16 protein-coding genes are annotated in these 21144 nt (G+C 41.8%); 12 read left to right on the top strand and 4 right to left on the bottom strand.

Annotation, left to right across the window (positions count from 1 at the left end):
* The 6 genes from JW872_00930 (at position 1) to JW872_00905 (ending at position 6201) form a co-directional block, all read left to right on the top strand.
* Positions 1 to 690, top strand: a complete 690-nt coding sequence (locus tag JW872_00930; GenBank protein ID MBN1549205.1) for a DNA alkylation repair protein — start codon at positions 1 to 3, stop codon at positions 688 to 690.
* 74 nt (positions 691 to 764) lie between these two features.
* The gene (locus JW872_00925; GenBank protein MBN1549204.1) at positions 765 to 1829 is read left to right on the top strand and encodes a hypothetical protein; all 1065 of its coding nucleotides are present in this window, start codon (positions 765 to 767) and stop codon (positions 1827 to 1829) included.
* Between the two features lie 317 nt (positions 1830 to 2146).
* A complete protein-coding gene (locus tag JW872_00920; protein MBN1549203.1) occupies positions 2147 to 4816 on the top strand; it encodes an HAD-IC family P-type ATPase in 2670 nt (889 codons plus the stop codon).
* 66 nt (positions 4817 to 4882) lie between these two features.
* Positions 4883 to 5413, top strand: a complete 531-nt coding sequence (locus JW872_00915) for an OmpH family outer membrane protein (protein MBN1549202.1) — start codon at positions 4883 to 4885, stop codon at positions 5411 to 5413.
* Entirely contained in the window at positions 5410 to 5958 is a 549-nt protein-coding gene (locus tag JW872_00910) for an aminoacyl-tRNA hydrolase (GenBank protein ID MBN1549201.1), read from the top strand. Before JW872_00915 ends, JW872_00910 begins: the two co-directional genes overlap by 4 nt.
* 84 nt (positions 5959 to 6042) lie before the next feature.
* Positions 6043 to 6201, top strand: coding sequence for a hypothetical protein (locus JW872_00905; protein ID MBN1549200.1), 159 nt, complete (start codon positions 6043 to 6045; stop codon positions 6199 to 6201).
* Positions 6202 to 6209: 8 nt separating this feature from the next.
* Here JW872_00905 and alaS read toward each other — a convergent pair whose 3' ends face one another.
* From alaS to JW872_00885, 4 genes are all read right to left on the bottom strand, one after another.
* Positions 6210 to 8804 (bottom strand): alanine--tRNA ligase, encoded by a 2595-nt coding sequence (gene alaS, locus JW872_00900; protein MBN1549199.1) that lies wholly within the window; start codon positions 8802 to 8804, stop codon positions 6210 to 6212.
* Between the two features lie 102 nt (positions 8805 to 8906).
* Positions 8907 to 9311, bottom strand: a complete 405-nt coding sequence (locus JW872_00895) for a hypothetical protein (GenBank protein ID MBN1549198.1) — start codon at positions 9309 to 9311, stop codon at positions 8907 to 8909.
* Positions 9312 to 9488: 177 nt separating this feature from the next.
* Positions 9489 to 10001 carry an HIT domain-containing protein gene (locus JW872_00890; protein MBN1549197.1) on the bottom strand — a complete coding sequence of 171 codons (513 nt, stop codon included), beginning with the start codon at positions 9999 to 10001 and terminating at the stop codon, positions 9489 to 9491.
* Positions 9998 to 11473 carry a hypothetical protein gene (locus JW872_00885; protein MBN1549196.1) on the bottom strand — a complete coding sequence of 492 codons (1476 nt, stop codon included), beginning with the start codon at positions 11471 to 11473 and terminating at the stop codon, positions 9998 to 10000. The genes JW872_00890 and JW872_00885 overlap by 4 nt, the downstream gene beginning before the upstream one ends.
* A 146-nt stretch (positions 11474 to 11619) precedes the next feature.
* On the opposite strand from JW872_00885, the gene wecB reads away from it, so the two are divergent.
* The 6 genes from wecB to JW872_00855 all read left to right on the top strand — a co-directional run bounded on the left by wecB (position 11620) and on the right by JW872_00855 (position 21136).
* Positions 11620 to 12822 carry a UDP-N-acetylglucosamine 2-epimerase (non-hydrolyzing) gene (wecB, locus tag JW872_00880; GenBank protein ID MBN1549195.1) on the top strand — a complete coding sequence of 401 codons (1203 nt, stop codon included), beginning with the start codon at positions 11620 to 11622 and terminating at the stop codon, positions 12820 to 12822.
* Positions 12819 to 14123, top strand: a complete 1305-nt coding sequence (locus JW872_00875; protein MBN1549194.1) for a nucleotide sugar dehydrogenase — start codon at positions 12819 to 12821, stop codon at positions 14121 to 14123. Before wecB ends, JW872_00875 begins: the two co-directional genes overlap by 4 nt.
* Complete coding sequence (locus tag JW872_00870; protein MBN1549193.1) at positions 14120 to 16282, top strand: bi-domain-containing oxidoreductase; 2163 nt, start codon at positions 14120 to 14122, stop codon at positions 16280 to 16282. Before JW872_00875 ends, JW872_00870 begins: the two co-directional genes overlap by 4 nt.
* 93 nt (positions 16283 to 16375) lie before the next feature.
* Positions 16376 to 18340: an asparagine synthase (glutamine-hydrolyzing) gene (gene asnB / locus JW872_00865; protein MBN1549192.1), complete on the top strand. Its 1965-nt coding sequence runs from the start codon at positions 16376 to 16378 to the stop codon at positions 18338 to 18340.
* Positions 18333 to 19586 carry a glycosyltransferase family 4 protein gene (locus JW872_00860; GenBank protein ID MBN1549191.1) on the top strand — a complete coding sequence of 418 codons (1254 nt, stop codon included), beginning with the start codon at positions 18333 to 18335 and terminating at the stop codon, positions 19584 to 19586. Before asnB ends, JW872_00860 begins: the two co-directional genes overlap by 8 nt.
* 32 nt (positions 19587 to 19618) lie before the next feature.
* Positions 19619 to 21136, top strand: a complete 1518-nt coding sequence (locus JW872_00855; protein ID MBN1549190.1) for an NAD(P)/FAD-dependent oxidoreductase — start codon at positions 19619 to 19621, stop codon at positions 21134 to 21136.
* Positions 21137 to 21144 lie beyond the last annotated feature (8 nt).

Genomic DNA, 21144 nt, shown 5'->3' with positions numbered 1-21144 from the left:
ATGACTATTGCAGATCGCATACAGACTATTCTCAAAACTCTCCAAGTACACTCAGATGCTCAATTACTAGAAGGTATGGCGCGCTTTGGCATTAAAACAATCAAAGCATATGGCGTCTCGGTACCCGTACTGCGTAAACTTGCTTGTGAGATTGGTAAAGATCATGAGCTTGCACAGAAGTTATGGGATACAAAGGTTCATGAGGCGCGGCTGTTAGCAACAATGGTTGCTGAAGCAGATAAATTTACAAACAAGGAACTGGAGCGCTGGCTAAAAGGTCTTGATTCCTGGGATGTCTGTGACCAGGCATGTCTAAATGTTTTTTGGAAAATGCCTGATGTCTATAATAAGGCATTATTGTGGAGCTCTCGTGACGAAGAATTTATTCGACGTGCAGGCTTTGCTTTGATGGCAGTGCTTGCTGTGAAAGACAAAGAAGCTTCTGATGAAAAGTTTATCCCATTCTTGAGGGCCGTTTTATTGCATGCCGATGATGACCGCAATTTTGTAAAGAAGGCCGTTAATTGGGCGCTTCGTCAAGTTGGTAAACGCAATGCATTGTTACATAGTCGGGCCGTGAGTGTTGCACGGGAGCTCAAGAGTGCGGTTGAAAAACCAACACGATGGATTGGCGCTGATGCTATGCGAGAACTGCAAAGTGATGCTGTCAAACAACGATTGAATATTTGAGCTTGTCACGTAACTCTCTCTTCTATAAGCTAGCCACCCGATAGTTTTTTACATTTTTATCGTGAGGGCTTGTCATGAGAAAATATTTCTATTCTTTACTCTGTCTTATTGCGGCTGTGGGGATGCTGTCTGCCAAAAGCCAGAAAACAACGAAAGCACAAACACAAGATGTGGACGTGCTTCTTTTATTAGCACTTCCTGCGTCAGGAAAATCAGAGGTGCGTCATTATCTCGCTAGTTTAACACCTCAAGAATGCCGCTCAGAATTTGGGATCAAAGAAACTGTACAACTTGATGATTTCCCATATGTTCATATTATGAGAAGAGTGAGTGATGAGATGACGGCTCGTGGACATGAGGGTCCGTTTTTCGCATCTCCTGCATATCCCTTCCGTGAACCTAAAGATTGGGGAACCCTCACTGTATTATTGAATGACGATTATGATGATCTTGTTGCACAACGCACCCATAAACCTCGTTCCGCTTCAGAGTGGCTCTTTAAGCGATATGATCAGGCTCGTATCAGTGTCGGTGCAGCTCCTGTGTTTAGTTCAATGGATGCAAAATTGCGCAAGGAAATAGCCCAAGCGGTAGAGCAGGATGCGCAGAAACTTTTGGCAAGTAAAAACCAAGAGGCAAAAAAGGGTGTGAAGGATAAGACCGTTGTTATTGAGTTTGCGCGTGGTGGTGCAGAATCTTCACCAATGCCGTTGCCTCAACCATACGGATATCAATATGCATTATCACAGCTTAGCCCCGCTATTTTGGAAAAAGCATCTTTGCTTTATATATGGGTTGATCCTGCAGAATCACGTCGCAAAAATCTTGCTCGCGCGAATCCAAATGATCCAGGCTCTATCCTTAATCATTGTGTTCCTCAGGCGGTAATGTATACAGACTATGGATGTGATGATATTGCTCATCTCGTACAAACCTCTGATAAACCTAACACCATTTGTGTTTCTACACGCGGCCAGACATTTCATATCCCTGTAGGTCGTTTTGACAACCGTGTGGATAAGACGACATTTGTTCACAGTGATCATGCGACTTGGAAAGCAGAAGATATTGCCAATCTGAAGTCGGGACTACAAACCGCGTTTCATGAACTACAGGATGGTCGTAGACGACGTGCCTGAGATGGCGACTGCATCTCAGTGTGCTGAGCATCGAGGTGTAAAGGTTAAAAATTAATGGGTAAAGCTTCCCAATGATAACGGTGTTCGCTTTTATCATTGGGAAGCTTTTTTATCGTAAGAATTGGAGTATGAACATTTTTTTAAAGCTTTTCATAGATGTTCTTTTCTATTTTACCAGCATGTCAATATTCAGATTGAAGGGATTTATGAATAAGAGCGATAGCAGTACGCAACGGCGCAAAAGTCTCTTTTCTTGAAGATTTTACGGTACATTCGTATGATAACGCTACGCCAAGATGCAGGAGAAGGAGTATAGTGTGAAAGCGTATCAAAGTACTATAAATGAGCTACTGCAAAAATATAAAACGAGTGCTGAACAGGGGTTGTCATCAAATGAGGTTCGACAACGTTTAGAAAAACATGGTCCAAATACATTGCCTGAACCTCCCCGCGATCCTCTTCTTTTGATCTTTGTCCGGCAATTTCAAAATCCCCTTATCTACATTTTGCTTATCGCTGCAGCGATAATTTTTTTTGTAGGCAATAAGATGGATGCATTCATTATCAGTGGGGTTCTTTCATTTAATGCCATTTTAGGAACTATCCAAGAGGGGAGAACGCAAAATATTCTCGATCGCCTTCGTCACTTTATTACAACAACATCGGTTGTATTGCGTGATGGGGAAAAGGAGGTTATTCACGATGAAAATATTGTTGTTGGGGACATTATTGTGCTTCACGAGGGAGAGCGTATTCCTGCCGATGCTCGTCTCATTGAGGTCAATAATCTCAAAATCGATGAAGCTCTTCTTACAGGAGAATCGGAAGGTATTATAAAAACAAGTGGCACCATTTCACGTGAGGCGTCTATTGCCGATCAAATTAATATGGTTTTTCGTGGAACATCGGTCCTCTCAGGATCTGGAAAGGCAATAGTAACTGCGATTGGATCTGATACTGAAATTGGACATTTACATATCAGCATCGAAGGTATTCGTACTGATATGCCATTAAAACATGAACTTGATCGGCTTGCGCGTGGTGTTCTGGTTCTCATTTTTATCCTGTGTGTTGCTCTGTTGGGAATAGGGCTGCTATTGGGAAAAACCTTCACTGATTTACTTGTCATGTTAACGGCGCTATTTATTTGTGTGGTTCCGGAAGGTTTGCCTGTTGTACTTACGTTGGTACTAGTGACGGGTGCGCATCGTATGGCCAAGAAGAACATATTGGTAAAACGATTACGCGCTGTTGATGCGTTGGGTCGTACTGAAGTAATTGTTCTTGATAAAACAGGAACATTGACTCGTAATGAGATGGTTGTTTCTCAGGTATACGTAAGTGGACAATTATGTTCAATATCTGGTTCTGGATATTTTAAACAGGGGACAATTAGGTGTAATGGCACCGAAACAATGATAGGCATGAATCCGCATATTGATGCCCTGGCACTTGCAGGAACATTATTGAATCGGTCTGAGATTGAATACGTGAAAGAGCGAGATATATTCAAGATCAAGGGTGAACCACTTGAAGCAGCTATGTACATATTTGCTCAAAAACTTGGGTTAGATGAAAAGAAGGTGTATGACGCATATAGTTTGATTTACGAGATTCCTTTTGACCGCGAATATGCGTATCACGCTGGTTTTTATAAATATAACGGTAAATGTATAGCATTCGTTGTAGGTGCTCCCGAGATTATGAAAGAGCGTTGTCACAATTTTGATACTCGTGCACAAGAATCGCTCGACAAAATGCTTGCGGTAGGTTTACGGATTGTAAGTGTTGGAGCTATTACATTAAATTTGGATCAAGTTGAAAATCATGGTAACGATCTTACGTTTTTTAAAAGCAAATTAGAGAGTATTGAATTTATGGGATTCTTTGGAATCCAAGATGCTATTCGTCCCGATGTCATTGATATGATCTCTCAGTCGCGGGACGCGGGCTTGCATATTGTGATGGCAACAGGTGACCATAAGAAAACGGCTCTTTATGTTGCTAAACGAGTTGGTATCTATCGTGAAGGCGATGAGGTTGTCGAAGGTAAGGATCTAGAGGCTCTTGCTTATGATGAATTGATGAGCCGTCTTGCTCGTATCACTGTTTTTGCGAGAGTGACACCGGCGGATAAGCTGCGCATAGTTCGTTTATTCCATGACCTTGGAGAAGTAGTTGCAATGACGGGCGATGGCGTGAATGATACACCGCCGCTTATTGCAGCTGATGTCGGTATTGCAATGGGTGGAATTGGTACTGAGGTCGCTAAGGCAGCTGCTGACGTTGTACTGCTTGATGATTCATTTGTGCATGTTGTAAGTGCGGTAGAGCAGGGTCGCCATATTCTCTATGCTTTGCGACGTGTTGTATTGTATTTCTTTACTACAAATCTTGGTGAAGTTTTGGTCGTGATGTTTGCATTGCTCTTGAATTTCCCATTACCAATTTTGGCGGCACAGATTTTGTGGCTCAATTTTGTGACTGATGGATTTCTTGACGTGGCATTGGCGATGGAACCTAAGGAAGACGGATTATTGCGACAAGATTGGTTCAAAAAAAGTCGCTATCTCATAGATAAGTCACTGATTATTAAGACTCTCTATATGGCGATCCCAATGGGGTTAGGATCACTTATTATTTTTAGTTTCTATTATCACACAGATCTAGATAAAGCTCGGACACTTACGATGGTGACCATGGCGCTATATCAGTGGTTCAATGCATGGAATTGTAGATCAGAACGCAAACCAATCTTTGAAATTGGATGGTTTTCTAATCGATGGCTTATTGCTGCTACAGTACTCGTTGGTGTATTACAAGTGCTTGTAGTCCGTATGCCTATGCTACAAAGGATATTTAAAACTGTGCCGCTGAGCGCAAAAGAGTTTGGTCTGATCTTGCTCTTTACAGCTCCATTATTCTTTTTTGAAGAAGCTCGTAAATGGGTGGTTCGTACTCGCGAACAGCGAGTTGACTCTCGTTGACGCATATCAGGAAAATAAGTACAGTGATGCCCTGTAATCACATTTGTTATCAAAAAGGGTCTGTCTATGAAGAGACACAAGGTTATTGCCGTTTTATGTTGTTTAGGATTGGGTTATTTAAGTGCAAATGATCTTGCTATTTGTGCCTATAATCCAGATGAAATTATGGAAAAGTCAAAAGAACGTGCTGCACTTGTAGAGGAAATTGATACAACATATCAAAAGTTATTTGATACTATCAAGCAAGAAGAGAGCGAGCTTAAGGACGCTGTTACTAAGTTTCAAAACAAAGTAGCGCTGCTCAGTGAGGCAGCCAAAGAGACTGAACAAAATACTCTCGTGCGCAAAAAACGTGATCTCGATACCAAGGCGGAACGGGCCCTTGAGGATTATCGTGTAGAACGTCAAAAAGCAGAATTGCGTTTTGTGCAAAAACTCGATAGCCAAGTTTCACAGTTTGCGCAAGAGCATCATTACGATCTCGTTGTCCCAAAATCACCGGGACTTGCAATGCGCAGCCAGGCTGACAAGACGCAAGAATTATTAGCATACATGAACAAGGCATACGAAGGTAAAAGTGGTAGCAGGACTGCATGAAGCAAGCCTCTCGCTGTAAAATTACCGTTATTATGGGCTTGGGAAATCCAGGCCCATCTTATTACTGGACTCGCCACTCAATAGGGTTTCGTATTGTTGATGCGCTTGCGGAGCACTTGGGTACGTCTTGGGAACGTCAGGGGGCTATGCTACTTGCCCATGTTACTATCCAAGATTGTGATGTCCTCCTAGTTAAACCGCAAACATTCATGAATGCTTCTGGATCTGTTATTCCTTCCTTGAAGCAAATGGGGCTTAAGCCAGGCCAACTATTGGTAGTTCACGATGAGCTAGAATTACCCTTTGGTATTTTAAAGCTTAAAGAGGGAGGAAGCGCTCGTGGACATAATGGTCTTAAATCCATAATGGCCTCATACGGCGAAGATTTTTTGAGGCTAAGGTTTGGGGTCGGAAGACCAGAAGATCGTGACGCTGTGGCAGATTATGTTTTAACTAAATTTAATCAACCGAGACCAGAGGTTGATCAGGCTATTCAGAAGGCTTGTGATATGATTGAGGAGCTTTTTGCTGAGCCTGCTCCGTAAGGGCGACCTGTTGCTGGATCATGTCTATTTGATAAGCTGGTGAGGTTTCTAAATGAGCCATCAATCGTATCAACAGGAGAGATTATGCAGAAAAAAGAAACAACCATGATCATATGTATGGCGTGCTCCCTAGAACTTTCTTCTTTGGATGCTGCATGCGAATGTCGCTCAAAGCAGCTATCCGATGACCAGAAAATTACATTTATTCCTGCTCGCGAAATGTACGACTCAATCTCCCATTAATCATCTAACTATATATGTGCCTGTAGCCATGTTCGTAGGGTTTCTTCCCATCCTCGTGGAAGGAGTGGCCCTCCTCCTTGAAGTAAGGTTTTTGTCCCACCACCACGAAGCTTAAACGATTTTTGTAAAAATGCCTTGAGAATCTCGAGGCTATGTTTTTGCGCTAATGAAGAATGTAGCGAAATTATAAAGGCGGTCTTATTCCCTTCACTATTAAAGATGCAATATAGTCCTGGTTTATGGGTTTGCAATTCTTGTGCAAGCATTCTGAGATCATCCAGTCCATATCCCTGAAGTTCCAGCAAAACGATTGAAAGACCGTTAATAGTTTCTGCGGACGCAAGCCACTGCGGAAGGTTGAGCGAAATGAGTTGTTTCTTGAGGGCACGAGCCTGTTGTTGTGCTTGTTTACATTGGTCTTGTTGCTTTATTACGGCTGTCATAAGCTCGTGTGGCTTGACCTTAAAAAGTGTGCACAACTCTTTAATGGTGATATAGCTCTCTTGAAACAGTTGTACCGCGTGGGGGCCAGTGACTGCAATAATACGGCGGTTTCCAGCAGAGAGGGCTGATATATCAGTAATCTTAAAGAGGCCAATGTCTCCAGTTGCACGGACATGCGTTCCGCCACATAATTCTGCAGAGAAACCAGGGACTTCTACGACTCGGACACTGTCAGGGTTGTACTTATCGCCAAAAAACGCGGTGACACCTTTATCAAGCGCCTGTTGGTATGTTGTCTCATGTGTTGTGACGATAATGTTTTCCATGATCATTTCATTAACGCGTCGTTCAATTTTGGAGATCTCTTCCGGACTCAATTGCTTGTGATAGGTGAAATCAAATCGCAAGTACTCAGGATGTACCAGAGAACCAGATTGCTTTATCCCTGTTCCCAATATCTCAACAAGCGCTGCCTGTAGTAGGTGGGTAGCGGTGTGATTTTTCATAATATTAGCACGATGCTTCTTGGCGACTTCTTGGATAATAATATCGCCGCAGGAAAGGGTTGTCGGTGCAGTTATCTCGATGCCAATGGCATTGTTAAAGGTCCGTAGCTGTGTGACTTGGGCTGTATGGTTTTTGATTGTTACTGTTCCATGATCACCAATCTGGCCCCCACATTCTACGTAAAATGGAGAGTGTTTTGGTATAATCCAAACGACTCGTCCTTTCTCTGCTGATTGTACGCGCACGTTGTCTACTATTAGGGCTTGAATGGGTGATGATGTATAAAGTTCCTGGTAACCCGTGAATTCTGTTGTAGTATCATCAAGGTGAAGTTCTTCTTGAACATAGTTTGATTTTTTGCCAGATCGGATCCGTTGTTGTTCCATTTCTTGTTCGAAGCCTGCTATATCGACTATAAATCCGGCTTCCTCAGCGATAACGCGGGTGAGCTCCAATGGAAATCCATAGGTATCATAAAGTGTGAAAGCTTCTGCGCCTGTAATTTGCTTCTTAGTGTTTTCTGACATGTACCGATTGAGAACTGTTTGCCCACGGACAAGGTTAGATGAGAACTGCTCAATCTCTTGGTCTATGAGGGCGATAATACGGTCTTGGGCATCACGCAATTCTGGGTAAATTGATCCCAGCTCTTTTACGACGATAGGAACTAGATCAGAGAGGAGCGGCTTGTCAGACAATTTTTGAGAAAATAGCGCGGCACGACGAATTATTTTACGTACTACGTATCCACGGCCCTCATTAGATGGATAGGCTCCATCGGCGATGATCATAGATGAAGATCGAATGTGATCAGCCAAAACGTTAAATGCTCCTTTAACTTTTACATCCTGATCTTTATAGATTATGCCAGTAAGTTGTTCTATTTTTTTGATGATTGGGGTGAATAAATCAGTTTCAAATACCGATCCAACTTTTTGTACGGCAAGAGTAAGTCGTTCAAGCCCCATACCGGTATCGACACCAGTTTGAGATAGTGGCAGGTCGGTGCCGTCAGGCTGTCGGTTAAATTGCATGAACACAAGGTTCCAGATCTCAAAATAGCGATCACACGAACATCCGGGTGCACACGTTTTTTTGCCGCAGCCAAATTCCGGACCAAGATCCATCAAGATTTCTGAACATGGACCACACGGTCCAGTATCCCCCATCTGCCAAAAATTGTCTGATGCGCCTAAACGGTAAATACGTTCTTTTGGAACGCCAATTATAGTATGCCAAAGATTATAGGCCTCATCATCCTGCTCAAATACGGTTGGATACAGTTTATCAGCGGGTAATCCCATTTCTTTCGTGAGAAAGTTCCAAGCAAATTGAATAGCTTCTTTTTTGAAATAGTCGCCAAATGAAAAGTTACCCATCATCTCGAAGAATGTGAGATGCCGTCTCGTGAATCCGACATTATCAAGATCATTATGCTTACCGCCTGCACGCACACATTTTTGAATGCTTACGGCACGGGTATAGCTGCGCTTCTCTTTGCCTAGAAAGACATCCTTGAACTGGTTCATTCCTGCATTGGCAAATAACAATGTGGGATCATCGGCGGGAATCAATGATGAGCTTGGGACAAGGGTATGGCCATGTTGTGTAAAGAAGTCGAAAAATTTTTTACGGATCTCGAGTGATTTCATGGAAAACCCTGCTCTTGGCTACTAGAATAAAAATCTTATTTTGAAATCATTCTAGCAGGTTTGGTCAGGGAGGCAATGTACAAAGAAGGTCTCTTTTAGGGCTTATTTCTTGCTATTCTTTGGCTTTGGAAGACTTAGACTCGTCTTGTTTCCGTAATTATAAGTGGTATTTTCTGGTTCAAGCATTCCATACACACACTCATAGCACTGATTTAGCATACGTTTCCATGAGTTGTCATTACAGGAGCCTGTTTTGTACGCTTCGAGTATGGCGTTCTCAAATAGCTTTACGGTTGCTAAATGGAAGTCTCTCATAGGATTGGGAAAAGATTCGTGGAGAGCATTGAATTGACGATTAAACGTTTCAGATGACGGCTTGTCTTCAAGTAAATATGCAATAAAGCTAGCCAGCGCATTTTTATACGTTTGGTTAAAATCGTTAACGTAGTACGTTGTCCTCCATTTTTCGATCTGAGGGTTGTAGTCGACATCATCAAGTTGAGTCATTGGTCTGCTCTCAACAGGTGTCTTGGTAGCGATACTACACACAGGGATCAAAAAAGTGAGGAGCAATCTTCGCAGATGCACATCTCGCATGAATAAAACTCCTGATTCCGGGAAGTAATTCCTCTTCTCTTTATCACTGTACCAGAGGGTGATTTGCGAGCTCAAGAGTTTTTATATTTAGATAATATTTTTTTCGAAATATGGCTTCAGCTCATTATAAATATCATTGAGATCAAAGGAGATAGCCTTGGTGTCGGTTAAAGTGGGAAGAAAGTTAGTATCACCGAGCCAACGCGGAAGTATATGCATGTGAAGATGCGCGGGGATACCTGCACCTGCAATCTTTCCTAGGTTTAATCCAACATTGGTGCCATGGCAACCTAAGGCTGTTTTTAGGATTTCAATACAGGAGTTGGTCAATTCTATGAGTTCGGTTCGAGCTGCAGGAGAGAGAGAGTTTAAATTTGCATGATGTTCATTTGTGATAATTAAGAGGTGGCCTGCATTGTAGGGATAGAGATTCAAGAGCACAGTACAGTGGCGGAATCTTTCAAGAATATAGTGCTTTCTATCTTCATTTTCAGCGAGTTTTTTGCAAAAAACGCATGCTGATTGCGGGTCATCATCCTTATTTTTAAGCGCTTCTTCTTGTGTATAAGTATTACGCCATGGTGCATATAATTTTTTCATAGGGCAATCTTTCCCGAAGACAGAGGTTGACGTTTTACAATTACTGTATACCAAAAGGATAAGGACAATATAAGCAAGAGTGGTTCAACGGGTAACCGTAATCTTGCACAACCAAAAAACCCTCCCATCGCAATTACAGCGCCTGCAAGTGGCAAAAGCTTGAGCCATAAAAATGTAACTGCGGGAAGTTGTGACTTTTTTCTAAATAGGGAAATAAACTCGGCAATGATGAATTTCCAAAAACCAAGAATGATGCCAGTCCACATTAGGAGCATGAAGAAGAATTCTAGCCAACATATTAGACGACTGCTAATTGGAAGTGGTTTGCTATAGAGAGCGTCAGGAATGTCTTCGGTTATGTATCGCTCCAATGGTTCATAGTGATAGGTATTGTGAAAAAAATGCATCAATTGCAATGAGTAGAGGTCAAAGGCCGTGCACAGTATTTGTACAAAAAAATCGTATAAAAAGTAACCTGGGTATCTGCGTATCCATGGCATCGCAATTTCCTGATGAATTAAATAACCGCAAGGAACTTTGGTTTTCTTTATAAATGCCTCTTTATATCGCTGGCGGGTAAGTTGAGTTGTTGCGTCCGATTGTTGTTGGTGGGCTTTTTCAATCGAGATGTTTTTGACACGACGTACTATCTTTGATGTCGAGAAAAGGTTGAGGTGAAGTCCGCTTGGCCAAAAAAAACAGGAATCAGTCAGATGATAATTCCTTATATACCACGGCGAAAGAAGGCCGAAAAATAATCCACCAAAAAGTATGATTTTTTTCCATATTGTTTTCCAATTTTCTCCTGAGAATAGAAGGAGTATTGTCATCAATATGTCAACTTTTTCACCCATAGGCCTGAGCCATGTATAAAGTGCTAGTGCAGCTGCAGCTCCGATCATAGAGGAAAGATTGTATTTGTTACGAGCCGTTTCTCCAATCAAGCTAAATCTTAGATAAAATAGGTAGAGAAATAGATAAAAGAGAATGGACCCAAGGCCGTCAGTCATAAGGGTCATACTATTCAGAATAAAACCAACATGAAGACAAGATATCCAGGCAAGCATCCATGCTATCCAGAAGCTGCGTGTTAATGCGAGTGCCAAAAAAAGAAGTATAAGGGGAATAAATGAACAGAGAAAGATCTGAAACCATAAGGCCGCTTGTTGGGCAGTAGCGGCATCAGAAAAATCAATGGAAGTGATAGTTTCTCTATGATGAGCGTAGAACTGTTTTAGGAACCAGGGATAACCTGGGGTTCTCCAATAAATGGGGGTTGGGTGATCGAGGTAGCAAAACGATCCTTTGAACGTAAGTCCGAGTGTACATGAGTGATAGTCCAAGGAATCTGGTGCATGATAATATTTATTTGGTCTGATGTAGAGCTGGAAAACGAGTGCTCTGAGGAGAAATGTTGCAAAAAAAAGGATTGAGAGGTTGGTAACGGTGGGTTGCGTTGCTCTTGAAATCATTATAAATGCCTTATCAAAGCGGTTTTTTCGAGAAACCTATTCATTGTTGCATGCACGTTGCTTACGATCTTGTCAACGATTCACGATATGGTATTGTTGTGCCGTGTCATTTGTCAACATATCTTTTTAACATATGCAAGGGAATCATGTCAGGTGATAAACCTGTCCTCATCGTTGTTGGTACGCGGCCAGAGGGCATAAAAATGATACCAGTTTATTTCGCGCTTAAAGAAGCAGGTATTCCTGTAATGCTTTGTTCAACTGATCAGCATACCGACCTTCTACAGGAGGTTTTTGATGTGTTCGCTATACAGCCTGATGTACATCTTAGGATTGGAAAAGCTGGCCAGGATCTCTTTCATATTAATGAAGCTGTGTTGAGAGAATGTAAGAAATTATATGTAGCGGTGCAGCCATCGCTAGTGCTTGTTGAGGGCGATACTACAACCATTATGGCGGCTGGCTTGGCTGCATTTTATATGCATATCCCTATCGGTCATGTAGAGGCAGGGTTGCGAACGTATGATATTGAACAACCTTTCCCTGAGGAGCTAAACCGAAGGATTGTGAGTCATTTTGCTCAGTACCATTTTGCACCAACATTACTGGCGGAGCGCAATTTGCTTTCAGAAAATATTGATCCATCGCTTGTCCATTGTGTGGGCAATACTGTAGTGGATGCTCTACGCATCGTGAAAGAACGACTTGATTGTGGACAATTAGTGCCGAGAAGAGATATCAAGAACGTTATCGAACAGGGTAAGGTGATGGGGCAGAAGATTGTATTGTTAACGGCGCATAGACGGGAATCATTTCATGGGGGTATTGAGCGTATTTTGACAACAGTAAAACGTATTGCGGATCAGAGAGATGATATTTTATTTGTGTATCCGTTCCACCCAAATCCACATGTGCTTGAGGCGATTGAGAAATCTGAAATCAGAGATATGCAAAATTGTTATGTGGCCCGACCACTATCATATCTGGATATGGTCTATGTGCTTCACGAGACTGATTTCATTATGACTGATTCTGGCGGCATTCAGGAAGAGGGCGTAAGCCTTGGTAAGCACGTTATGGTGCTACGTGAAAAAACAGAACGCATGGAGGGTGTCTCTGCCGGTTTGGCGCACATGGTCGGTACTGACGCTGTGCAAATGGCTAAGGTCTTTGAGCAATTATGTGTCTTGTCTGAAAGGCCCGCTGTACATAGTTCGGTGTATGGTGATGGCTATGCTGCACAAAAGATTGTTCACATTATTGAAGAAAGTCGTCGAATAATGCGTAATGAAGAGGTGTATCAAGCGCGTGCTTATACAAAAGAACGCGAACAGGAGGCTGCATCATGAAAGTAAGTGTTGTAGGGCTTGGATATATTGGATTGCCAACAGCAATCATGCTTGCTGAGCATGGAGTTCAGGCGTATGGCTATGATGTTGATCGTGAGAAAGTGCAGCGCATTAATAAGGGTCATGCTGTTATTAAAGAGGACGGGTTGCAAGAGCGATTACAAGCTGTTCTTGGCCTTGGATTATTTTGTGCTGATACGACATTGCATGCTGCAGATTATTTTATTATAGCGGTTCCAACACCATTTATTGCTGACAAAAAGCCAGACCTTTCTTATGTTCACGCGGCTAGCAAAGAGATCGCTGGAACGCTTCGGCCAGGAAATTGTGTGATATTAGAATCAACAGTTCCTGTTGGAGCAACCGCACGGCTGGAGGATACATTGGCACATTTAACAGGCTTTATACCTGGTGACGATTTTTTTGTTGCGCATTGTCCAGAACGTGTTTTGCCCGGAAAAATTTTCTATGAGTTGATCTATAATGATCGCATTATTGGCGGTATGGATGAAGCGTCAACCGATGCTGCGGTATCCTTGTACAATACTTTTGTAAAAGGCGAATTGCATAAGACAGATGCTGCAACGGCAGAGCTTGTGAAGCTTATTGAAAATAGTTCCCGCGATGTAGAAATAGCATTTGCGCATCAAGTTGCTGCGATGGCAAAAAAAATTAATAGAGATCCATACCAGGTTATTGCGCTTGCGAATAAGCATCCTCGGGTCAATATTTTGAAACCATCATGTGGTGTTGGGGGGCATTGTATTGCTGTTGATCCTTGGTTCTTGATTGATACGTTTAAAAACGAAACAACGCTTTTAAGGTCGGCGCGCGTGATCAATGATAAGCGACCGTATGATGTTCTACAAGAGATTAAGCAACACATCCAAATGCATAATGAAAAGCAACCACGAGTTTTATTGCTGGGGTTGACGTATAAACCTGATGTTGATGATCTTCGTGAGTCGCCAGCTTTGAAAATCGCGCTTGAGCTACAAAGAGATCATGAAAAAACATGCAAAGTGAGCGTGTGTGAGCCGCATGTTATTCCATCGATCTTGTCTCGCTATTTTGAAGCTGATCAATGTGTGACTTATAAAGACGGGGTGTTAGCTGCCGATATAGTTGTCGCGCTTGTTGGTCACTCAGTCTTTAAAACGATAGAAACATTGAATGCAGCGAGTGTAATCACATTGGATTATTGTGGGATTACTTCACGAGAGTCGGAAAAAAGGTTTGCTAAGAAGAAAAAAGTGATGATGTCCACTAGCACAAACCAGATTAAGGAGCATGCAGCATGAGACAAGTGTTTTTGGAAAAAGGTGCCATCGCTGTCAAGGAAGTTTGCCAACCCTCATTAGATGAACACAGTGTTTTGGTTTCTGTGCACTATTCATGTATTAGTGCCGGCACCGAGTCAGCAACCATTGCAGGAGCGAGTCAAAATCCTCTTTTTAACAATATTCCTATTAAGGTTAAAAAGGTTCTTGCATCACTAGCAAAAAATGGTGTTCAGGGAACTCGTGCTCTCATAAAGGGACGGCTTGCAGGAAATATACAAGCTTTGGGATACTCATGCTCAGGGCGTGTCATTGCAGTTGGGAGTAAAATCCGTCGATTTAAAGTTGGCGACTATGTAGCGTGCGCAGGTGCTGGTTTAGCAAGTCATGCGGATATTGTTGCTGTTCCTGAGAATCTAGTGGTTCTTGTTGAGAAAGATGTTCTGCGAGAAGTAAGTATGACAACGATTGGTTCGATTGCATTACAAGGGTTACGTCGTGCTGATGTGCGCCTTGGAGAAACGGTGTGCGTTCTTGGGCTTGGACTGTTGGGGCAAATTACCGTGCAATTGGCAAAATTATCTGGATGCCGTGTGATTGGTTCAGATATTATGCAAAATCGTCTTGATACTGCTAAAGATTTAGGAGCCGATGCCGTTTATCATGCAGTAGATGATGATCTTGAAAAAGAGGTGAATCGGCTAACCCAATACCATGGTGTTGATTGTACTATTATTGCTGCGGCATCAAAGAGTGATGTCTTGGTGCAACAGGCAATGACGATTACCAGAAAAAAGGGAAAGGTTGTTGTTGTTGGAGATGTGGGTTTGAAGCTACAGCGTGATCCATTTTATAAAAAAGAAATTGACTTCCTTATTTCATGTTCATACGGACCAGGTCGTTACGATTCTGAGTATGAAAATCAGGGTATTGATTATCCATACCAATACGTTCGATGGACAGAAAATCGTAATATGCAAGCGTTCGCTGATTTGCTCAAACAAAAAAAATTAAAGACTGAGCTTCTCATGAAGAACATACCTATTGCTGATGCTACGCGCGGCTATGATATGGTGAAAAATAAGGAAGCGTTTGCGGTTGTGCTTGATTATCTTCCTAAAGAGGAGGAACTTTATCAGCCGGCACAGGTGATTGAATCATTTGATCTTGATTTGCCAGTTACATTTACGCCAGCAGCGCGTGATATTCGCGTGGGATTTGTTGGTGTTGGTGGATTTGCGCAAGCCAAATTGATGCCGGTTGTTTCTAAAATTGGTGCTGTAAAGATCAATGCAATTGTTGACTCTGATATTACATCTGCAATTAAAGTCTCGCGTGCGTGTGGTGCTCGTAAAGTATTAATTCGAGATCACGAGTTATTTAGTGAAGACCTCGTTGATGCTGTGGTTATTGCTTCTCCCCATAAGTATCATTGTGAGCAAATTATGCGTGCCTTAACTCATGGGAAAGCGGTTTTTGTCGAAAAACCAATGGTGACTGATTTCAAGCAGCTTGATGTCTTGAGTGGCTTTCTCCGTGCACACCCAGATGCGCCATTTTGTGTCGACTATAATCGATCCTTTGCTCCGTTTATGCAAAAAATTAAGCGAGAAGTTGAGAAGCGTAAAAGTCCGTTATCAGTACATTACCGAATGAATGCAGGTCTGATTTCAAAAAATCATTGGGTACAAACTGATGTTGGTGCAGGCCGTATCATTGGTGAGGCGTGTCATATTTTTGATTTGTTCTGTTATCTCACTGAGGCAGAACCTGTATCGGTTTCGGTAGAAACAGTGCGTCCCGCTCACGATAACGTATTTCCTACTGACAACTTCTCTGCGCAGATTAGTTTTAGTGATGGTTCGATTTGTACATTGTTATACACTGCACTAGGACACGATGCTTCTGGCAAGGAACGTATGGAAGTCTTTTATGATTCTAAGTCGATCATTATGGATGACTACCGTACGTTGAAAGGATATGGATTAACGCCTGGCTTTGATGAGCAAACGCTCACCCAAGACAAAGGACACCAAGCGCTTTTGCATCGGTTCTTTAGTAGTGTCCGCAGTGGTGGCCCTGCGCCAATTAATTTTGATCGCCTCAACACTGTTGCAGAATTGACGCTTACCATTGATCAATTAGCATGTCAGGGTGGAGGAACCTACGATTTTGCATAGCAGCGGCATTTTCATGCAGGTTTTGTTTTTCTAACAAGCATGGTATAACGGTGCTGCTGTAACCACATAACACCGTTGCATGAGGGTAAAGGCGTGTGCGGTATTGCCGGATATAAAAATCTTTCTCAATCTTTGTTTAATCCACCAAAAGACATTTTAGAAAGAATGCAAAAACGCATGGAACATCGTGGTCCTGATGGTTCGGGCGTGTGGATATCTCACCATAAACAATGTGGACTTGCTCATAGAAGGCTCAGTATCATTGATCTTTCTTCTGCGGGGGCACAGCCAATGATGGATCCTCAGCAAACAGTTGTGGTGTCATTCAATGGTGAAATTTATAATCACGCAATCATTCGAAAAGAGCTTGAAAGCAAGGGCTATATATATCGATCTGGTACCGATACAGAGACCGTTATATATGCGTATAAAGAGTGGGGCATTGAGTGTATTCATAAATTTGAAGGTATGTTTGCAATAGCGCTCTATGATGTAGTTAGAGATGAGCTATTTCTTATTCGTGATAGAATTGGAATTAAGCCGTTATATTTTTCCGTCCAGGGTGGAGTATTTTCATTCGCATCAGAGATTAAGGCGTTATGGGAGTGTCCCTGGATCACACGTAAAATCAGTCGTCCTGGTTTATATCACTATCTTACCTATTTAGTAACCCCAGCACCGTACACATTATATGAAGGAATCTATAAACTGCCGCCAGGATTCTACTGTATGGTCGATGCACGTGGTGTATATAGCTTTCATGAATGGTACAATCCAATTGTCTCTGTTCCTACATATACACAACGCGAGCTTAATGATGAGCATTTTTTAGTTGATCATATTCGATATTTGCTTCGTGAATCTATCAAGAAGCGTATGATGTCTGATGTTCCCTTTGGTGTGTTTCTTTCCGGGGGGATTGATTCCAGTTTAAATGTTGCACTAATGTCTGAGTTCACCGATCGCGTTAAGACATTCAATGTGTCATTCTCGGATGGGCCTGAATTCAGCGAAGTAGAATGGGCTCGAAAAGTTGCAACTGAATTTGGGACCGATCATCATGAAGTGGTTATTAACGAAAAAGATGCTTTCGATTTCTTTGAAAAAATGGTGTATCACCAGGATGAGCCTCTTGCAGATTGTGTATGTATTCCACTCTATTTCGTTTCTAAGTTGCTCAAGGATTCAGGCGTGACTGTGGTGCAGGTGGGTGAGGGCTCAGATGAATTATTCTGTGGATATAGTCATTATGCAAAGGTGATTGATGTTCACCATAAATTTTGGAAACCATCAGTAAAATTAGTGCCGCAATGGGCGAAACAATGTATGTACTATGGTGCGTGTGCTGCGTTTCCTACAAAAAAAAATCACCTTGCGAAACTAAAGGATTGGGTTGATGGTAGACAGCTCTTCTGGAGTGGTGCGACAGCATTTTCAGAAATTCTAAAAAGTGATTTTTGGAATCATGATCAGGTTGTGGAACACGATTATGTTGTTGCGCAAATTTATCCTGAGTTGCGACAGGAGTTAGATAGTTATTCGTTAGTTGATTATCATGTCATGGACCTTAAGCGACGTGATCCTGATGCTGATTTTCTTAAATCAATGATTTATCTCGAATTCAAACAACGACTCTCAGAGTTACTTTTAATGCGTGTCGATAAAATGACTATGGCAACATCAGTTGAATCTAGGGTGCCGTTTTTAGATCATACGTTTGTTGAATTTGCCTTGCAGATCCCTTCATCTATGAAGTATCACAGCGGTATGACCAAATATATTTTGAAAAAGGCATGTGAGGGAATTCTTCCTTATGATGTCATTTATCGTAAAAAAATGGGATTTGCAGCGCCAACACAGCGTTGGTTTCAGCAGGGTGATTATTTTAAAGATTATTTTAAGAAGTTAGTTGATGCCCGGGAGGTGCCGATTGGGACTTACTTAAAGCCTCAGTCAATACGCCGTATGTATAACAGGAATATGCGGCCTAATTGGGAGCACTCTCTAGAGCTTTGGACGTTGCAAAATGTTTTAGCGAATGATGCCTTTCATGAATAAAAAAAAATCTCTCTTGTATCTGCGTACTGATATCATGAGCGAGCCTCTCGTTGCGGGAGGTTCGGTTGCACATACACTAGGTGTTGTTCAAGGGTTCATAAAAAAAGGATATATGGTTGCATGCGCGTCATCTGTGATGCTTGATATGTTGCATGAGTGTAATCTTGCGCAGCTTAAAGAATTGCAAAATCCACGTTGGTTATCGTTTTTGAGATGGAAGCTGAATTGCTTTCTATCGACGTTTATTTTTACATGGCAAGCATGGAGAATGTTCAAGGATAGAAAGTATGATGTGCTCTATCAGAGATATAGCGTTTTGAATGCAACAGGAGTTCTTCTTAGCAGATTGAAAAAGATTCCGCTGATTCTTGAATACAATGGCTCTGAAGTATGGATAGAGAAATTTTGGTCACGCAAGGCGACGCTACAGCTTTTATGGCTTATTCGATGGATAGAACAAATTAATCTCGCACAGGCTCAGTCTATTATTGTGGTTTCACAGGTTCTAAAAGATGAGTTATGTGAGCGAGGCGTTGATCCACACAAGATCTGTGTTGTTCCAAATGGCGTTGATTATGAAGAGTTTGATAGTGGAAAACTAACTGAGCAACGAGCATGCATTCGCTCTACTCTTAATCTTACTGACAAGTTTGTCTTTGGATTTATTGGTACTTTCTCGCAATGGCATGGCATCGAATTATTGGCAGATATGATTCCACGAGTTGTGGAGAAAAATCCCCAGACATTTTTTCTCTTAATTGGTGATGGTCCGTTACATCCATTTCTGAAAACAAGCCTACAAAAATTGGGGATTACGAATGCAAATGTAGCATTTGTAGGTCTTGTTCCTCAGAATAGTGCAAAAAATTATCTTGCTGCATGTGATGCCTTTTTATCGCCGACGCAGCCTAATGCAGATGGTTCAAGATTTTTTGGTTCCCCGACGAAATTATTTGCATATATGAGTATGAGTAAGCCAGTGCTGGTCTCTGATCTGGAACAACTTAAAGAGATCGTATCACCTGCTCTTACTATTGATAAATTGAATGCTATAAATGACAAGGTGGTAGGTATACGTATTGCTCCTGATTCGGTGGAAGGATTTGCAACTGCGGCTCTTTGGCTTGCGGAGCATGCGGATTCATCTGTGCCACATATGGGTTTACATGCCCGTGCTCGGATTGAAGCGCACTATGGTTGGAATACTCATGTATCGACGATAGAATCATTTATCTCTAAAGGATGAATTTTGGCCCATTTACAATAAGTGAGATGGATATGAGTAAGAAAAAAGCATTGATTATTGGGGCAGGCCCAGCGGGGCTTACCGCTGCATATGAACTATTGCAAAAAACAGACGTTGCTCCGATTGTTTTCGAAAAAAGTGGTCACATTGGTGGCATCTCAAAGACAGTTAATTATAAGGGCAATAGAATTGATATAGGGGGCCATCGCTTTTTTTCTAAATCTGACCGTGTGATGACATGGTGGGATAAAATATTGCCATTTCAAACATTGCATGATGTTGATCCTACGGAACGTGATGATCTCATGCTGGTTCGTCAGCGTAAGTCTCGCATATATTTTACGCGACAATTTTTTGATTATCCGCTCAAATTAACTCCAACAACTATAAGGCAACTTGGATTTGTGAAAACAACAAAAATGGGCATGAGTTATATGAGGAGTCTTGCATTTCCTATTCGCAATGAGCAGCATTTAGAGCACTTTTTTATTAATAGGTTTGGGCGCGAGCTTTACCAGACATTTTTTAAATCGTATACGGAAAAAGTATGGGGAATAGAATGCGATAAGATAAGTCCAGAGTGGGGGGCTCAGAGAATCAAAGGTCTTTCTATTGCTACAGCGATTAAACATTTTGCTAAAAGCCTTTTGCCAAAAGAAACAACCGATGTTGCCCAAAAAGAAACTGAGACAACATTAATTGAGCAATTTTTATATCCCAAATATGGTCCAGGTCAGATGTGGGAAGAGGTTGCTCGTCAGGTGCACAATCAGGGTGGCCAGGTATTGCTGCATAGAAAGATTGTGAAGATTCATAGTTCAGACGGTAAACTGACTGGGGTGGATGTTCTGAATTCCGAGACCAATGAGATTGAAACAATTCATGGTGACTATGTTTTTTCAACAATGCCCGTTCAAGAACTGATTGAGTCGCTTGGTAATACTGTTCCTGATGAAATGCGTATGATCGGCTCCGGGTTAATGTATCGCGACTTTATTACTGTTGGTTTACTGTGCAACAAGTTGAAAATTCGCGACAAAGGAAATACATCTCGAGTTGGTGTGCGAGATAATTGGATCTATATACAAGAGCCTGATGTGACGGTAGGGCGCTTGCAGATTTTTAACAACTGGAGTCCATACATGGTTGCCGATCCAGAAACAGCATGGATAGGTCTGGAGTACTTCTGTCAAGAGGGTGATGAGCTCTGGAATATGAAGGATCATGAATTGATTGCATTTGGTGCAGGTGAAATGGAAAAAATCGGTATTTTGAATAAAGAAGATGTTCTTGATGGGACTGTCTTACGTGTTGAAAAAACATATCCTGCATATTTTGGGACTTATAATCGATTTGATGAGTTGCGATCCTATTTAGATACGTTCTCAAATTTATTCCTCATCGGTCGCAATGGTATGCATCGATACAATAACCAGGATCATTCTATGTTAACCGCAATGACGGCTGTTGATTCTGTCATATCTGGTGATACCAGTAAGTCACATATCTGGAGCGTTAATACCGAAAAAGAATACCACGAAGAAAAATAATATTACTG

Source organism: Candidatus Babeliales bacterium (genome assembly GCA_016929235.1).
GTDB lineage: Bacteria > Babelota > Babeliae > Babelales > JABCYS01 > JAFGJD01.
This window is presented reverse-complemented; position numbering and strand designations above follow the sequence as displayed.

Bases quoted from the DNA above. Each gene is read 5' to 3' on its own strand.
- JW872_00930 (MBN1549205.1), top strand. From the start codon at position 1: ATGACTATTGCAGATCGCATACAGACTATTCTCAAAACTCTCCAAGTA.
- JW872_00895 (MBN1549198.1), bottom strand. From the start codon at position 9,311: ATGACTCAACTTGATGATGTCGACTACAACCCTCAGATCGAAAAATGG.
- JW872_00890 (MBN1549197.1), bottom strand. From the start codon at position 10,001: ATGAAAAAATTATATGCACCATGGCGTAATACTTATACACAAGAAGAA.
- JW872_00870 (MBN1549193.1), top strand. From the start codon at position 14,120: ATGAGACAAGTGTTTTTGGAAAAAGGTGCCATCGCTGTCAAGGAAGTT.
- wecB (MBN1549195.1), top strand. From the start codon at position 11,620: ATGTCAGGTGATAAACCTGTCCTCATCGTTGTTGGTACGCGGCCAGAG.
- JW872_00915 (MBN1549202.1), top strand. From the start codon at position 4,883: ATGAAGAGACACAAGGTTATTGCCGTTTTATGTTGTTTAGGATTGGGT.
- JW872_00885 (MBN1549196.1), bottom strand. From the start codon at position 11,473: ATGATTTCAAGAGCAACGCAACCCACCGTTACCAACCTCTCAATCCTT.
- JW872_00855 (MBN1549190.1), top strand. From the start codon at position 19,619: ATGAGTAAGAAAAAAGCATTGATTATTGGGGCAGGCCCAGCGGGGCTT.
- JW872_00910 (MBN1549201.1), top strand. From the start codon at position 5,410: ATGAAGCAAGCCTCTCGCTGTAAAATTACCGTTATTATGGGCTTGGGA.
- JW872_00925 (MBN1549204.1), top strand. From the start codon at position 765: ATGAGAAAATATTTCTATTCTTTACTCTGTCTTATTGCGGCTGTGGGG.
- JW872_00905 (MBN1549200.1), top strand. From the start codon at position 6,043: ATGCAGAAAAAAGAAACAACCATGATCATATGTATGGCGTGCTCCCTA.
- JW872_00860 (MBN1549191.1), top strand. From the start codon at position 18,333: ATGAATAAAAAAAAATCTCTCTTGTATCTGCGTACTGATATCATGAGC.
- alaS (MBN1549199.1), bottom strand. From the start codon at position 8,804: ATGAAATCACTCGAGATCCGTAAAAAATTTTTCGACTTCTTTACACAA.
- JW872_00875 (MBN1549194.1), top strand. From the start codon at position 12,819: ATGAAAGTAAGTGTTGTAGGGCTTGGATATATTGGATTGCCAACAGCA.